The sequence below is a fragment of the Cytobacillus sp. BC1816 genome (assembly GCF_051353635.1).
In the GTDB taxonomy this organism is placed as follows: domain Bacteria; phylum Bacillota; class Bacilli; order Bacillales; family Cytobacillaceae; genus Cytobacillus; species Cytobacillus oceanisediminis_C.
Map to the genome: position 1 here is coordinate 3644885 of NZ_CP195611.1, position 15279 is coordinate 3660163.

The 15279-nt window shown below is 39.6% G+C and carries 20 protein-coding genes; 5 read left to right on the forward strand and 15 right to left on the reverse strand.

The annotated features are described in order from the left end of the window. Positions 1-175: 175 nt before the first annotated feature. The 6 genes from ACR42H_RS18530 to ACR42H_RS18555 form a co-directional block, all read right to left on the reverse strand. Positions 176-955 (reverse strand): CAP domain-containing protein, encoded by a 780-nt coding sequence (locus tag ACR42H_RS18530; RefSeq protein ID WP_436372459.1) that lies wholly within the window; start codon positions 953-955, stop codon positions 176-178. 449 nt (positions 956-1404) lie between these two features. Next, the gene (locus tag ACR42H_RS18535) at positions 1405-1866 is read right to left on the reverse strand and encodes a FixH family protein (RefSeq protein ID WP_436372461.1); all 462 of its coding nucleotides are present in this window, start codon (positions 1864-1866) and stop codon (positions 1405-1407) included. A gap of 16 nt (positions 1867-1882) precedes the next feature. Further along, positions 1883-3286, reverse strand: coding sequence for a sensor histidine kinase (locus ACR42H_RS18540; protein WP_436372463.1), 1404 nt, complete (start codon positions 3284-3286; stop codon positions 1883-1885). Continuing rightward, positions 3283-3957, reverse strand: a complete 675-nt coding sequence (locus ACR42H_RS18545) for a response regulator transcription factor (RefSeq protein ID WP_113885409.1) — start codon at positions 3955-3957, stop codon at positions 3283-3285. Before ACR42H_RS18545 ends, ACR42H_RS18540 begins: the two co-directional genes overlap by 4 nt. Position 3958: 1 nt before the next feature. Then, complete coding sequence (locus ACR42H_RS18550; RefSeq protein ID WP_436372465.1) at positions 3959-4939, reverse strand: WD40 repeat domain-containing protein; 981 nt, start codon at positions 4937-4939, stop codon at positions 3959-3961. Positions 4940-5062: 123 nt separating this feature from the next. Next, positions 5063-5329, reverse strand: coding sequence for a hypothetical protein (locus tag ACR42H_RS18555; protein ID WP_113885411.1), 267 nt, complete (start codon positions 5327-5329; stop codon positions 5063-5065). Between the two features lie 115 nt (positions 5330-5444). On the opposite strand from ACR42H_RS18555, the gene ACR42H_RS18560 reads away from it, so the two are divergent. Next, positions 5445-5687, forward strand: a complete 243-nt coding sequence (locus tag ACR42H_RS18560; RefSeq protein ID WP_009332565.1) for a hypothetical protein — start codon at positions 5445-5447, stop codon at positions 5685-5687. 45 nt (positions 5688-5732) lie between these two features. On the opposite strand, the gene ACR42H_RS18565 is transcribed toward ACR42H_RS18560, so the two are convergent. The 3 genes from ACR42H_RS18565 to ACR42H_RS18575 form a co-directional block, all read right to left on the reverse strand. After that, positions 5733-6566, reverse strand: coding sequence for a hypothetical protein (locus ACR42H_RS18565; protein WP_436372469.1), 834 nt, complete (start codon positions 6564-6566; stop codon positions 5733-5735). A gap of 126 nt (positions 6567-6692) precedes the next feature. After that, positions 6693-7613: a CobW family GTP-binding protein gene (locus ACR42H_RS18570; RefSeq protein WP_436372471.1), complete on the reverse strand. Its 921-nt coding sequence runs from the start codon at positions 7611-7613 to the stop codon at positions 6693-6695. Continuing rightward, positions 7606-8007, reverse strand: coding sequence for a hypothetical protein (locus ACR42H_RS18575; RefSeq protein WP_113885414.1), 402 nt, complete (start codon positions 8005-8007; stop codon positions 7606-7608). Before ACR42H_RS18575 ends, ACR42H_RS18570 begins: the two co-directional genes overlap by 8 nt. A 115-nt stretch (positions 8008-8122) precedes the next feature. On the opposite strand from ACR42H_RS18575, the gene ACR42H_RS18580 reads away from it, so the two are divergent. Next, the gene (locus ACR42H_RS18580; RefSeq protein WP_436372473.1) at positions 8123-8740 is read left to right on the forward strand and encodes a class I SAM-dependent methyltransferase; all 618 of its coding nucleotides are present in this window, start codon (positions 8123-8125) and stop codon (positions 8738-8740) included. 56 nt (positions 8741-8796) lie between these two features. On the opposite strand, the gene ACR42H_RS18585 is transcribed toward ACR42H_RS18580, so the two are convergent. The 3 genes from ACR42H_RS18585 to ACR42H_RS18595 all read right to left on the reverse strand — a co-directional run bounded on the left by ACR42H_RS18585 (position 8797) and on the right by ACR42H_RS18595 (position 11690). Beyond that, on the reverse strand, positions 8797-9726 hold the full coding sequence (locus tag ACR42H_RS18585) for an LCP family protein (protein WP_436377000.1): 930 nt from the start codon (positions 9724-9726) through the stop codon (positions 8797-8799). A 128-nt stretch (positions 9727-9854) separates the two neighbouring features. After that, positions 9855-11351: a S41 family peptidase gene (locus ACR42H_RS18590; protein WP_436372475.1), complete on the reverse strand. Its 1497-nt coding sequence runs from the start codon at positions 11349-11351 to the stop codon at positions 9855-9857. A gap of 132 nt (positions 11352-11483) precedes the next feature. Beyond that, positions 11484-11690 carry a heavy-metal-associated domain-containing protein gene (locus ACR42H_RS18595; protein WP_113885418.1) on the reverse strand — a complete coding sequence of 69 codons (207 nt, stop codon included), beginning with the start codon at positions 11688-11690 and terminating at the stop codon, positions 11484-11486. A 280-nt stretch (positions 11691-11970) separates the two neighbouring features. Between ACR42H_RS18595 and ACR42H_RS18600 the strand changes: the two genes are divergently transcribed. After that, positions 11971-12216, forward strand: a complete 246-nt coding sequence (locus ACR42H_RS18600) for a hypothetical protein (RefSeq protein WP_113885419.1) — start codon at positions 11971-11973, stop codon at positions 12214-12216. A gap of 19 nt (positions 12217-12235) precedes the next feature. Here the strand turns inward: ACR42H_RS18600 and ACR42H_RS18605 are convergent, their stop codons facing one another. Continuing rightward, positions 12236-13108 carry a M15 family metallopeptidase gene (locus tag ACR42H_RS18605; RefSeq protein ID WP_113885420.1) on the reverse strand — a complete coding sequence of 291 codons (873 nt, stop codon included), beginning with the start codon at positions 13106-13108 and terminating at the stop codon, positions 12236-12238. A gap of 303 nt (positions 13109-13411) precedes the next feature. Further along, positions 13412-14116 (reverse strand): purine-nucleoside phosphorylase, encoded by a 705-nt coding sequence (gene deoD / locus ACR42H_RS18610; RefSeq protein ID WP_436372478.1) that lies wholly within the window; start codon positions 14114-14116, stop codon positions 13412-13414. A gap of 153 nt (positions 14117-14269) precedes the next feature. On the opposite strand from deoD, the gene ACR42H_RS18615 reads away from it, so the two are divergent. Further along, complete coding sequence (locus ACR42H_RS18615; protein ID WP_009332576.1) at positions 14270-14398, forward strand: hypothetical protein; 129 nt, start codon at positions 14270-14272, stop codon at positions 14396-14398. A gap of 14 nt (positions 14399-14412) precedes the next feature. Continuing rightward, entirely contained in the window at positions 14413-14562 is a 150-nt protein-coding gene (locus tag ACR42H_RS18620) for a hypothetical protein (protein ID WP_009332577.1), read from the forward strand. Positions 14563-14613: 51 nt separating this feature from the next. On the opposite strand, the gene ACR42H_RS18625 is transcribed toward ACR42H_RS18620, so the two are convergent. Continuing rightward, entirely contained in the window at positions 14614-14922 is a 309-nt protein-coding gene (locus ACR42H_RS18625) for a YodL domain-containing protein (RefSeq protein ID WP_113884700.1), read from the reverse strand. Positions 14923-15279 lie beyond the last annotated feature (357 nt).

Consider the following 15279-nt stretch of genomic DNA (forward strand, 5'->3'; position numbering starts at 1 on the left):
CACCTGTTGCTTCTGATTTTAGTGTCTTTTACTAATGTTCCTATGAAGGATTGAATACATACATAGAGTCCAAGTAAATACTATAATTGAATCATTACGTAAACGACATTATTCAGGTGACAGTGCAAAACAAAAAAAGACAGCCTAAAAAGGCTGCCTTTCACTCCATCACATATTATTTGCCAATGAACATTTGAGTCCAGTAGTTGCCGTCAGCAACATGGCCTACACCAAGATGCGTGAAGTTTGCATTCATGATGTTTTTACGGTGGCCTTCACTATTCATCCAAGCTTGTACAACTTCTTCAGGAGACTGTTGGCCCATAGCAATGTTTTCTCCTGCTGTAGTGTATGAGATACCGAATTGCTTCATCATATCAAATGGTGAACCGTAAGTTGGGCTGTTATGGTCAAAATATCCTTTTGACTGCATATCACGTGACTTTTCACGAGCAACTTTGCTTAATTCTACATCCAATTTAAGTGCAGGCACTCCTGCTTTTGCACGTTCCTGGTTAGTTAATTCAAGTACTTTTTTCTCGTACGCACTTACTTCAGAAGTTGCAGGTGCCGCTTCTTTTGTCTGCTCAGCAGGTGCTTGCTGCTGTTGTGCAGGTGCCTGCTGCTGTGCTGGAGCCTTTGCTGTTTCCTGTGCTTTCGCAGGCTGCTGTGCTGGAGCCTGTGATTTCGCAGGCTGCTGTACTGGTGCTGCAGGCTTCTGAACTTCCTGTTTATTTACTTGAACATTTCCCCAATTAATATTGTAGTTATTAAGGTATTTTTGAAGAATGCTATTGATTTGTTCCTGGCTTAAGTTACCAGATTGAGAAACTACCATTTTTTTAGCTTGTTCAGGAGTAGGACAATTTGAAGCTGCGTCCGCTTGGTTAGCTCCTGGTGCTGATACTAGTAATGCTGCTGCCGCTGCTACTGAGTAAATAACTTTCTTATTCATGTATATAAATCCTCCCTGTGTTTGTTTTCTTTGTTGTGTGGTGCTGTGTGACTTGCACAATCATCATATCACAGGGTTTTTCGTAATATTTTTGGACAGATTTAACAAATACCTGAATTCAGGACACCTCAGAGACTTTTAATCTAGTTAAATTAGGACTGCAGCTTTTCATGAATCCTTATATTAAAAGGTTTAGGGATATTCATAAATGGGTAAATAAACGATTGGGTTTTTTTCTCTTTAGTGGAAGCCTCTTTAATCAAATACCATTTATATACTAAAACATCACTATTGACAGGTTTTTAGGCTGACATTATTCTTTACTTTTATTACACCATTGTAACAAATATTATAGGTATATGTACCCGAATTTGGGTATTTATACCCCTAAAGGAAAAGTTTTTGGTGAATTACCCGGATCCAAAACAAAAAGCAGCCATTGCTGCTTTTTAATGGCTGCTATCATCATTGTCTTCCATATTTTCCTTTTCCGGGCTGGCTGATTCTTTTTCAGGTTCACTAGGCTGGCCGATAACAAATTCTTTTTTAGGCATATTATGCATCCTTCGTGCAGTTACATGTGAGTATATATAGTAGGTTCCTTCTTCTTCGAAGGTTTTCTCGAGCCGGTAAATCCCGTTTTCAGTGTGTTCAACAAGTATTTTTTCATGTTCTTCCGCATTTGCTCTCCAGATTTCAAACTTTACTTCGTCTGCATCCGTCACCTCTTCTTCCCCATATGTAACTTTTGCTTCAAAAACTACCGGCTCATTTGCTTTTGCTTTTTCAGGATTAATCGATAATTCGACTTCCAGGAACTGCGGTTCTTCCTCAGCTGCATTATTATTGCTGCAGGCTGTCAGGCTTACCATGAACATTACTGGGAGCCAAATATTTAGTAGCTTCTTCATACAAATCTCCTTTATCTTACCTTATTTCGAACAGCGGCAGCACGATTCTTACCGTCGTACCTTTATTTAATTCACTTAAAACAGTCAGCTCACCCTGATGGAGCTTAACAAGCTTTTCTGCAATCGCAAGACCAAGTCCTGTACCGCCATCTGATCTCGTTCTGCCTTTATTCACTCTATAAAACCTGTGTTTAATCTTGCTTAAATGTTCTTCAGAAATCCCAATTCCTGTATCCTCTATTTCAATCACGCATTTATCTTTCTCTTGAGATAAAAGGATTCTGATTCTGCCTTCTCCTGTATACCGAATAGAATTGTCCATAATATTTTGGATGATCTGCTCAATTCTGCCTTCATCCCCGTTGATGATTACTTCAGGATCCAGGCGGTATTGTAAATCCAAATTCTTTTCGCGGAGGATAGGCTTGTATTTTTCAATAGCATCCTCAATAAGCTGTCCCAAAGGCAGGGGCATTTTTTCGAGTTTGTATTCGTCAGATTCAAGCTTAGATAAATCAAGCAGGTCTCCCACCAAACGTTCCATCCTTTTTGACTCTCTAATTATCAGCTGCAAATATTTTTGCCTGTCCTCCTCAGATTCTGCCATCTCGGAAATGAGTGCTTCACTGTAGCCCTTTACATAGCTAATGGGGGTTCTTAACTCATGCGATACGTTTGCCAGAAAATCCTTTTTCTTTTCGTCTTCTTTTTGTATAGACGAGGACATATGATTAAATGCACTTGCCAGCTGGCCAATTTCGTCCTTCGAATCAATGTTTAAATGAATATCATAGTACCCCTTTGAAACATGGTCAGCTGCATCCTTCATATCCAATAGGGGCTTTGTCAGTTTTTTAACCAGCATGGTACCTAAAATGATGCTGATAACCGTAAAAATCAACGCGGCAGCAAACCATAGATACGCAAAATCCTGGGTAATCTCTGAAATTTTTGCCAGGGGAACATATAAATATATTATGCCCTGCAGCCGATTATCATCAAGAAGCGGAATAATGACACCCATAATCTTTCGGTCAAACCTTTTTTCATAGCCCAATTTTTCAACTGCACTGCCTTTTAGCAGCTCTTCGCGTTCTTCTTCACCAATTAGAGTCTGATAGTCAATTTCAAAAGGCAGACAGGCACTAAGCTCTCTAGGATTACTGACAATAAAAACTTCTGTTTCTGCTTTTGAATTATACCAATCGATTTTTTCCCTGAGATCCTCTGTCAAAGGCCCCCCCTTGTATTCTGAAGACAAACTCCTCCCTTCAGTAAGCAGGGATTCCCTTACATTTTCCACATAAATTTTTTCATAAAATAAATAAGATAGAAAGTAGGAATATAAGATCGTAATGATAATCGCGGCTGTCACAGTCAGCCACATTTTTTTTGCCAGGCTATTGGTCAGGAATTTCATTCACTTGGCACCTCGAATTTATAGCCTACTCCCCAGACTGTTTGGATATAGTCCCCAACCCCCAGCTTCATTCTCAGCGTTTTTATATGAGTATCCACTGTTCTTAAACTTCCTGTATAATCGATGCCCCATATATATTCAAGCAGCTGCTCCCTGCTTAATGCCTGGTTTTTATGTTCAATAAAAAATAGAAGCAATTCATATTCTTTAAGAGTAAGCGTGACCTGCTTCCCCGCAACTGAGACTTTCCTTGCTTTTTTGTCAATTGTGATCTTTCCAACTTGTATAGAATCCATGTCACTTTTTAATCCGCCCGTTCTTCGGAGAACAGCATTCATTCTGGCAATAAGTTCTCCAGGACTGAACGGTTTGACAATATAGTCATCCCCTCCTAACTGCAGGGCTTTCACTTTATCCCATTCCTCTCCCTTGGCAGAGAGAAATATAATTGGCACATTTGATTTTTCCCTGATTCGAGAACATACTTCAAATCCATCTTCACCCGGCATCATTATATCCAGAATAACTAAGTCCATCACATTATTTTCAAGTATGCCATATGCTTCAAAGCCGCTTTCTGCTGAAAAGCATGTAAATCCTGAATTCCCCAGGTACATTTCAATCAGATGCCTCATATCTGCTTCATCATCTATTATCAGGATATTCAGCATGTCATTTCACACTCTCCCTAATGACTATTTTAAAAGGGCCCTCTCCAACCTTAATATTTTTAAGCGTTTTTAAATTTTTTGGCTCTAGTATATGTAAATCATTGCTGTCATAACCGGCGACCAAAAGCATATCATTTGCAAAAGCCATTTCAAAGGGATTTGCTGCAACTGAGACAGTGGCAGCTTCTTCCCCTGATTCATTAATTTTATATAACATATTTGAACCATGGCTTAAGACATATACATGATTTTCTTGTCCAAGAAAATTAATCGGCATCGAAGGAGCCTGAATTCTCTTCTTTAACTCCCCTGTTTCAGTATCATACACATGGATATTCTGTTCAATTTCAACACCTTCTCCATGTCCGCCAATCCAGATATCACCGCTTTTCTCATTAAGCCAGGCACCGGCTGCTAAAGGATGGATTGTAAATTCCCCGCTTTTTTCTTTTGACTCAAGATCGATAATTCCCAGTTTCTCATGGTTGAAGCTTAGGACAAATAACTTTTTCTCTGCAGAGGATTCAAGGAGGGTAAGCGGATCTCTTTCGGTCTCGACCTGTTTTTCCTCCTCTCCATTTAAATTAAAGAACCTTATTTTGTTCAAGTTTTGATCTGCAAAAGCTATTTCATTTGTTTCAAGCAGGATGCCGTTGACAATACCTTCTCCTGTCTCCCAGCTATCAATCAGTTTTCCTTCCTTTAAGGAATATTGATCTGCCGTCTCCAGCTGTTTTCCATAAAGAAGTATGGAATCATTGTCCGGGAAAATCAAAGCCCCTGTATAAGGTTTTTCCATAATCCACTCTGCCGCCAGCTCCTTCTTAGTTAAATCTACAAAGGATATGGTCATATCCTTGATATTCACTGTAGCAGCAAAAGTTATTTCTTCTGGAATTGCAGGCTGGCTCTTTTCTGAGCAGGAAGTAAGAATGGCTGCTATTATCAATAATAAGAAAAACCAATATTTTTTTTTTGACATACCATTTCTCCTTATGACTATCTTACCTTCATCTTACCTTAATATTGTGAGATAAATGTGAAAGGATCTTGAAACCTAAAGAAAACCTGCTGAATTCAAAAAAAATAGGAAGCTTTACTCTTCCTATTTCAAACATTCACATTCATTGATATGCATTTGGATAAGTGCGTTTTTTGATGTTTCATTCAAGTCTGACTGTGTAATTCTCTTAACCGCAAGGTAGAATTTTTCATAGATTGTCTTACGGACTCTAGGATGGGAATTTTCATCCTTTAATTCCCTGGAGATTGCTTCCTTCAATATCATTTCAGCATTATGATCCTCTTCGAGTTTCCGGTTATTCCAAAGCTTCCGGTATTCATTCAGAAGCTTTTCATAGTCTGGACTCATTACTGCCACATCCCTTCCAAAACAGGAACCATTATATTTCCTTAAATGTATTTTTACATAAATAATTTTATAAATGCAAAAAATATATCTAATATGCCAGAAAGGAGAATGATTAATGAATTCACCTTATCGGTGTCCAAACTGTAAAACCAACAGAAGCCGATTCAATATTATTCAGCAGGTGCCTCAATCCATTAAAATGGATCCCCAGACAGGGAATGTATTGGAAGAGTACAGCAGTGAACAGCTGTCCCCCTTTCATATGCCTTATAAAGGCCCCGACAAGAGGGTACAGTGTGCTGCATGCGGACTTGTGGAAGACGAACGCACATTCATCAAATTTGGAGAAAAACAGTAGTCTTGCTGAAAACAAATAAAAGCTTGAGATTTTATTCTCAAGCTTTTATTCGTTCACTAACTTATTCTCCTTAAAGAATCTTTTATTGTCCACTTTCCATGGGTCAGCCTGTGAATAGCGCACAAGATAGATGCTGCCCCTAAAATGCAGTCTGCCGCGGTTCTTTATAAACCAGTCTACTTCTACCGGCACTTCCAGGCTCAGCTCGCCTGTCAAATCCTCAGCAGGAAGAACAGGCATCGCACTCAGCCGTACATTTTCTATGATGGGCAGGATTTGATTCCATGGCAAGGGCTGAAGGGAAATGGGCTGTACGATCTTGGAATCCTGCTGTTTTAATCCAGCCATGAATGCACTGATCACTTCATATGGATTTGCTTTATAGAGATATCCATCAAGTTTTCCTGCTGCTTTTAATATCATCAGCTTGTGTGATAAATCCATGTAATTGGTACGGTGGGTGGTACTGCCATAAAAATGAATACAGAAGTGGCCGGGAAAGTTGTTTTTCAGTGCACCGCCTCCATGGGGCATGCCATGCATAGAAGCGGCAATCCACTGATTGCCATTAATAACAATGATTGCTCGCCTCTTCCAGCTCCATTTTCCTCCATAAATGCTTTTCATTACTTTTGTTTCTTTTGCGTCTAATGGCTGTACATCTGCATGATGGCTGCCGGCTCGTCTTTGAACTTTAAACTTCTTGCCTGTTTCAACATCCAGAACAGTAAATTTACTGTATTTAGGCAATATCCCATTTACTTCTTCCCAAGGGATCATCTCAATTTGCCAGCTTATCCCCTCTTCCGCTGCAGCAGTGTGTATGGCTCCTGCAGTAAAAAGAACAATAAAAATAATGATTGCGTGTATTGTTTTCATAAGTTCCACTCATTTTTTATGTTTTTTCGGTTCAGCATTATATATTGAGTTTCCCAAAAACAGGTTTTTTTCATTCATATGAAGAAATAAAAAAATCGCACAATTAGAGTGCGATTTTTCTTATCTTTAATTAATACCTTCTAAGGCAGTTAATTTTTTCTTCATATCTTCCCAGTCAAGATTTTCTCCTATAAATACCATATTCAAGGGCAAATTCATGTTTTCCTGCATATACAGCGGCATTCCATAAGAATACTGAAACAGCAGCGGATACTGTGATGAATTCAGTTTCAAATATCCTTTTATTCTGTAAACAGTATCAGGGAGGCCTCTTAGAAAGTCCTCAAATTCAGACTGATTGACAGGTTTTTGAAACTGATAAACAAAAGTGCTCAGGCTTAGGTCAGAAAAAACATGTGAGCTGGAAGCCGGGCTCTTTTTCCCGGAAGTCATACCTCTCACCTGCTTCACAGCGATCTTTGAGTACGATGTTAAGATGCTGAAAGCATGGCTATTTAGCCCCTGTACCTCCATTGTAAGCCTGGCCTGTTCCGCTTCTGTAAGATCATCTGCTTTATTTAAAATAATTAAATCCGCATGCCTCACCTGCTCAATTAATAGCTGCTGAATCTGCGGGCTTAACAGCTTTCGATTAAGCCACCTTGGACCATCAACAACTGAAAGAATTCCTTTTACCAGCATTCGATCTGCAAAGAGCGGGGAAAGGATGCTATCCAGAACTTCTATGGGATGAGCAGCGCCTGTTGTTTCAATATAGATCGCTTCCGGCTTATCAACCATCAATAATTCCTGAAGCTGAGCTTCCAGCTTATCTGAGATTGTACAGCATATGCATCCATCAAGCAGCTCCTTTAATGGTACATCTTCATCAACCACGTCCGAGTCAATTGATACTTTCCCCAGCTCGTTCATCATGACTGCCACTTTCCTGCCTTGCTTTTTTTCATCCTGGAGCAGCTGCTTAAGAAGTGTAGTCTTCCCGCTCCCAAGAAAGCCTGATAATATATATATTTCTGTTTTATTCATATTTTTCCCCTTCTTCACGGTCTGCAAGCATTTCTTCAATCATAATCATCATTTTCTTCTCTATTGAATCAATATCCAGATTTGTTAAGTAACCCACGGAATGAAACATTTCCTGTTTGCATTTCCAGATGGGAATATATGCATTTGGAAAAAAATCATCTTCCGTTTCAATTCCCAATTCCAAAATGGACTCATAGTCAACTTTAAATACATCATTTTCTGATGCACCTCGGCCTTTAATGGTTCTGATCAGGTCCACTACCAGATTTTCCCCGCCGGTTTGAAAGTCTGTTTTATAGTTATTAAGAAGTTTTTCAGCAAGCTTTTCACACTTTTGTTCTATAACTGATATTTGATTGCGGGTCTGCTCATTAAGTTCCACTATCTGCTTCAAAGGATCACCTCTTTATAGCTATCCTGTCTAATGACACATTGTATATGATTTTATCAGTCCATACAAACCATAAGCCATATTTGCTATAATCTCTAATAAGGATGGTGGAGTTAATATGCTCGAAAATACCGGAGAAAGAATCATACCGGAGTTAATGCCGATTACAAATGGAATGCTTCTGGAACATTTGGCGCGTTACTATTTTGCCCTTTATTATGCCAGAGGAAGAGTCCTTGATATTGCCTGCGGAACGGGTTACGGCTCAAAAATCATGGCAAAAGCCAAGAAAAAAGAAATCAATGAAATTATCGCAGTGGACGTTGATGAAGATACACTGAAATATGCCAGACAGTACCATTATCATCCTCTCGTGCAATATGTAAAAGCCAATGCAGAAGATGAAATCCTCCCAGATCAATTAGGATTCTTTGATGTAATAACGAGCTTTGAAACGCTTGAACACCTGGCATCAGAAGAAATATTTCTTAACAGCCTTTATAAGATGCTAAAGCCTGGGGGGACTCTCATTTTATCCACTCCATTCGGCGCTGGAAGGGGAAAACCAACAAGAGAGCCATTCCATTATCATCAGCTGACTGAAGATGAATTCACGGATCTGTTTAAGTCATACGGGGAGACGGAATTTTATTATCAGAGAAGTGTTCTTATTGAACCGAAAAGGGAAGGCAAACACTACCCTTTTGGAATTGCTGTCTGCAGAAAAAGTAAATGAGGAGCCCCAACGGCTCCTCATTTACTTTCTTAAATCGCTTTGGCTTATTTACGTCACTATTCTTTATCAGCCTTCAAAAACTGCTTAAGTGCTTCTGAGTTTTCTTCAAAATCCAGCTGGAGAACCGATCCGGCATGCTCATATGTTTTATTTTCAAAACTGTCTGTAATCGGCACCCTCAGTGTTTCAATATCAGTAACAGGGTCCATTAAAAATGAAACACCTAAGGCTATTGCATCCTCAAACTTTAAGTCAGTTTCAACGTATTTCAATGCCTGGCTGATCACTTCAGGAAATCTTGCCAAACCGGCAGGTGAAGAGAATTGATTCATCACTTCATCTTTAAGCTCTATCAAAATTTCCTGCTGCCTGTCCACTCTCCCAAAATCACTTTGTCCATCATGGCGAAATCTAACATACGATAAAAGGTCGCTCCCCTTAAGTTTTTGCCTGCCAGGATCCAAATCCAATCCCATATCGTCAATCATTGCAGAACTGACTTCCACTTCAATTCCCTCCGGGGCAATGGCATCAAGCATTTTTGTAAATCCCTTAAAATCGATAATTGCTGTATGATCGATTCGGACTCCGAAGTTTTGTTCTATTGTATCCTTTAATAAATCCTTGCCGCCTATATAATAAGCATGATTCAGTTTGCTGTACATATATTCATAATCAGGAATTTTTACATAGCTGTCCCTCATTAAAGACACCAATTTAATCGATTCTCCTGAAGGTACATAACTGGCTAGAAGAATAGCATCTGAACGTGAATCCTCTTCTCCCCTGCTGTCCACACCAATCAGCAAAAAGTTTTTCGTTTCTTTTCCAATAGCTGATGGCTCTTTATCTTCCTTTTCGGCCTCATCAGGTGCAGAATACTGCCTTACCTCATTGCGATCTTCTTTTTGCTGATAGGAAGTACAGCCGGACAGGATGGCTGCAGCCAATAATAAAACAATCATTATATTCTTCAAGCGAATCACCCCTGCGCTGCTTATAGTAAAGTTTACTATCATTGTGGGAAAGATGAATGCTTTATATACCCATTTTCATAACAGGAATACATGTATACACAGAAAAAAGCTCTCCAAAAAAATGGAGAGCTTTTGCCTTAAGATTCTATTTGTTCTTTCAGCACTTCGGCTGCTTTTTGAATTTGCGTATCATTTTGATCAATTTTTTCACGGAGTTTTTCCATCAGTCTAAGGGTAGACTGCCCTGATAATACTCCATTTTGCTCAAGCTTTTCAGCAGCCTGAAACTCCTTGACAGCCTGTTCTGTTTTTTCATCAAAGAAACCATCTTCTCTTCCAGGATCATATCCAAGTGCTTTTAGCATTTGCTGTGCTGCTTTAACCTGAGCTGAAGAAGCAGAAAGCTTTAATTCAGTGTCAGGATTAATAAATGGAAGTGTAGCATAATCCGGCAAGGCCACTTTGTGATCCGGTGTTATTCCCTTTTTATGAATCCAATTCCCATCCGGTGTCAGCCATTTTTCAGTAGTGAATTTCATGTTTGATCCATCGGAGAAGTCCTGTGCACGCTGGACTGTGCCTTTTCCAAACGACTTTTCACCGACAAGCGGCACATCTGCAGACTCGTGTACTGCGGCGGCCAAAATTTCTGATGCACTTGCGCTTCCTTTATCAATTACCACTACTAAAGGAATATTCGGGTTTTCCTCTTTCGTTGATTTAACTTCTTCCCTGTTTCCATTGCGGTCTTCAATTTGGAATAAAATCTCGCCATCCGGGACAAACAGGCTGGAAATTTTCACTGCCTGATCCAAAAGACCCCCAGGATTCTGGCGAAGATCAAGAATTAATCCTTTCATGCCCTGCTTCTGCAGCTCATTCAGAGTTTCCACCAGCTCTTTAGAAGTATTTTCCGAGAAAGTAGTAATCTGCACTTTAGCAATACCATCTTCAAGCATTTCCCCATAGACGGTTTCAAGGGGAATGGTATCACGAGTAATGGAAATATTCATAGGCTCATCTGAACCAGGGCGCTGAACTGAAAGTTCTACCTTAGTGCCCTTTTCGCCTCTGATCAGCATAACGGCTTCTGTTGAACTCATCCCCTGAAGACTTTTTCCATCAACGGACAGGACCTTGTCATTCGGTTTAAGCCCGGCCTTTTCAGCAGGTGAACCTTTTAATGGCGAAACAATTACAATGTAGCCTTCCTGTTCCTGGATTTCAGCTCCGATTCCTTCAAATGAGGATGAAATACTCTGATGGAAGCTTTTGGCTTCTTCCTCGTTCATATAGTCTGAGTATGGATCATCCAGCGCTTCAAGCATACCGTTAATAGCGCCATTTATAAGGTTATCCTGGTCAACTTCCTGGAAGTAGTTTGTCTTAAGGGTATCATAAGCTGTATAAAACTTATCAAATTCCCTTCTCTCACCTGTTCCAACATCTACTGCTTTTTCGTCTCCAAAAGCCAGTGCAAAGGTAGTAATTCCAGCTGAAAGGAAAACAATAAAAAACAGCAGCATGACAAAATGAAACTTTTTCATACGGATAAAACCTGAATGGTTATTATCTGGTGTTTCGGAAGTTTCTTTGTTTATATCTTCATTTTGCAAACTCTTCACCACTTTCATTACCGTAAAATAACTATGTAGAATCCTTAATGATTAGAATAACATTTTTATCGAAAAAATAACAAAGAAAAATGCGTATGTATAAAAATTGAAAGAGCGCCAGCGAAATATGCTAAAGCGCTCCTTCTTATGTTAGGCTACCCCATAGCCTTGATCTTCTATCGCTTTTATTAAGTTTTCCTGATCAGCTTTTTTCGGGTCATACTCAATCTCTGCATGTTCATCGTGAAAGGCAATGGCGACGCTTGCCACGCCATCAATGGAGAGGAGGGCATTTTTAACCGCCTCTTCGCAGTGGCTGCAGGTCATCCCCACAACTTTAAGTGAAACTTTTTCCAATGTATGAACCTCCTTTTCACCTGTAAAACCTTAGTTTATTATTACCTCATTTAAGGGCGTTAATAAACATCAAGCCAACAGTCGGCGGCTTGATATATGCCAACTCAGGAATCATACTTCCCCTTAATATAATCATCGAGAAAATAAAAGGTTAATGTTTAGCCAGTATAGACCATATTTTATTATATAGTCTCATTTTAAAAATCCGCAAGCACCCGCCTAATCCTATACACCAGCCCTCCCTCAAGCCACCCATCACTTTTTTAAGGAGTGAATTATAATGATAATCGCAGTGTTATGGCTAAGTTTCGCAGCTTCATTGATCAGCCTGATTGCAGGCATCATGAATCAGTCATGGAAACTTGCCCTATCAAGCTTTTTTCTTCTTCTTCCCTTAGGGTATTATTTATCAGGGGCAGAAAACGTTATCCGCATCCTGTCTGCACTTCCCGCTGTTCCCCTCATTTTAGCAGTTATATTCTATTTTCAATCAGGGAAAAGCAATTTCAGGCAAAAAGAAAAATAAAAGAGGCCTTTGCGGCCTCTTAGATCTTTTTAACAATATCGAAGTATTCTTCCAAAGTCCATTGCTTTTCGTAAATGACTCCTGCTGCCTCAGTCCCAACATAGCGGAAATGCCAAGGCTCATATTTATAACCTGTAATGCCTTCTTTTCCTTTAGGGTAGCGGAGGATAAATCCGTAGCGATGTGCATTTTCAGCAAGCCACTTTCCTTCCTTGGTTTCCCCGAATTCTTCTGAGAGCTCCATATTTGCACTTCTGCTTGAGATATCCATTGAAAGGCCCGTCTGATGTTCACTGCTGCCCGGAATGGCAACTGCCTGAACTGCTTTTTCTTTTCCAACTCTGCTTACCTCAGCCGCAAAAACCTGTGATTGCCGTGTAAATGAACGGTACCCAGAAACTGCAAATAATTCAACACCTTCATTAAGCGCTCCGGTAAATAGCTTTTCCAAAGCCTGGGCAGCGTCCTGCCGCATATAGCTTTTTTCCAAATCTAATTTCCCATAAGAAAATGCAACATCTGGGATCATTAACTTGGATGGTTCATAGCCATCTGGAAGACTGAACTGTTTATTCACGAGGGCCATCACATTTTCAGGATTCTGAATTATATTTCTTCCATCGACAACTTTAACATCATTAAAATATGCCGCTTCCAATGAAAGAGGATCATCTTGAATTTCTTCTTTTCCTTCATTGCCTGCTTCCTCAGCACTGTTTTCTTCTTCTTTTGAGGAGTCATCCTCTTGAGGAGATTCCTCAAGGCTTTTTTCTCCCCCCAAAAATGGAATTTTTTCAATAAGCGGCTGTACCTTCTCCATATAAGGATCCAGCTTGCTGCAGCCGGAAAGCAGGAGGGTAAAGGTCCCTGCCATAATTATGATTTTCTTCATTCAATTTCACCTGACTTTTTTTGTCTAGCGAAAGCAGCCTACATCCTGGTATTGTCTGGGGTGGGCACCAAGGAATGCATCCTTGGACAAACTTCGCAGGAACAAGTGAACTTTACTTGTTCCGAAGGCGCTTCCGCTTTTCTTTTTCTTTGCAACATTACTATTTTAACATTACAAGTCAACTAGTCCATAATTGTGTGAAAAACAGGACAAACGGCACAAATGGCTTTTTGCAGATTTGAGTTTTTTTCATTTAAACAAAAAAAATAAAACTGGCTCTCAATGAACCAGTTTCCATTTCCTTTATTCTTTAACTGCAGCTTCAAGTGCAACTTCAATCATTTCATTGAAGGTAGTTTGTCGTTCTTCAGAAGTTGTTTCCTCACCTGTTAGGATATGATCGCTGACTGTTAAGACAGAAAGCGCCTTACGTCCGAATTTCGCTGCAAGTGTATAAAGCGCAGCCGTTTCCATCTCAATCGCCAAAATTTGATATTGTGCCCATTTTTCGTGGTCAGCATTGTCATTATAGAACATATCTGCTGTGAATACATTTCCGACTTTGAGGTTTAATCCTTTTTCAACACCTGCATCATAAGCTTTTTTCAAAAGGTCGAAGTTAGCTGTCGGTGCAAAGTCTACTCCTCCAAAAGTAAGCCTGTTCATTTGGGAATCTGTAGAAGAGCTCATAGCCAGGATTACATCCCTAACTTTCACATCTTTTTGAATTGCACCGCATGTGCCTACTCTAATCAAGTTTTGAACATTGTAGCTTTGCATGAGTTCATTAATATAAATGGAAATGGATGGCACTCCCATGCCTGTGCCCTGAACTGATATGCGTTTCCCTTTATACGTTCCTGTATAGCCAAACATGTTGCGGACTTCATTGTAGCACTCTGCATTTTCCAAAAATGTTTCTGCAATATATTTTGCACGCAGAGGGTCTCCAGGAAGCAGGACCGTTTCTGCAATTTCGTTTTCTTTAGCACCGATATGTATGCTCATAATCAAAACCTCCAAATTATTTCTGAAGCCTCTGTAAATGCTTCCAAGTCAAACTATACCATATGTGCCATCACTTAGAAACAAATTACATAAGGCATGTTTTTTCACTGTACGGGAAAGCTATTTTTAGCTTTTCCAAAGGAGGTTGTAATCATGCCGCAAAAAGGAATGAGCAAAAAACTCAGGCAGGCCGTGCAGCATGCCAATGAGACAAATCCATCTTCGAGGGCCAATACCGAGCCCCATACATCTAAAACAGTCAAAACAAAAAGCAATAGATAATCGGAGGGATTAAGATGGGCAAAAAGCACCGCAACCGAATAAATTCTCCAAAGAAAAATAATCATATTCCTGCTGAAGCAATTATTGCAGAGCAAGAAGCCCACGGCAAAGAATACACTGCCAATAAACGCAAAAACAGTCCAGGATCAAACATTACCGAATAAAATATTTAATAAAATAAGCAGGAGAGCTATTGTGCCCTCCTGCTATTTCATTTAGCGTATATGTATTCGATTAACTTCTTCCCAGCCGCCCGGCTTTAGCTGATAATAAAATTGCCCTCTCCTGCCTTCATCAATATAGAGTATATCCCCTGTGGAAATAAATCGGCCATCAAAATCCCCGGGAATCCTGTCATGCACATTAAACTTCCTAAAAACTGAATCAAGACATTCCTCATGGGTTAAAGCTTCGACATTTAGGCGATATACTTGCTGAAAGCCTTTATTGTCTCTAAATTTCGGTGTTTGAAAGATTGTCACATCATATTCTTTTCTTTTGATTATTGTTAATTCCTTCAGCATTTGGCATCCCCCTCACATTCTACACATCCGCTTTTTCGGCTGATTTACCTACCAGACAAACTCAGCTGCTTTGATGAATAATGTCTTCAAAAGCATTTTTTATGACATTTTTTTACTATCCCGCCAAATTTCTAAGAACAATTTGTATTACTGTTTAATTAGCCATTTTTCTTGTCGTTTCCTCCATCAAAAAAATACTAGTTTTGTCGATTCACGTTTTTTTTCATAAAGAAAACGCTTTCAAAAGTGTTCAATCTGCATATTATGTATAAAAGTCTTTTAAGGAGGTGAAGAAAAATTGCGGGTATCTAAACTATAGCTTTTTCAAAGGATGCCAGCGTGTTTTCCGGTGCAAGA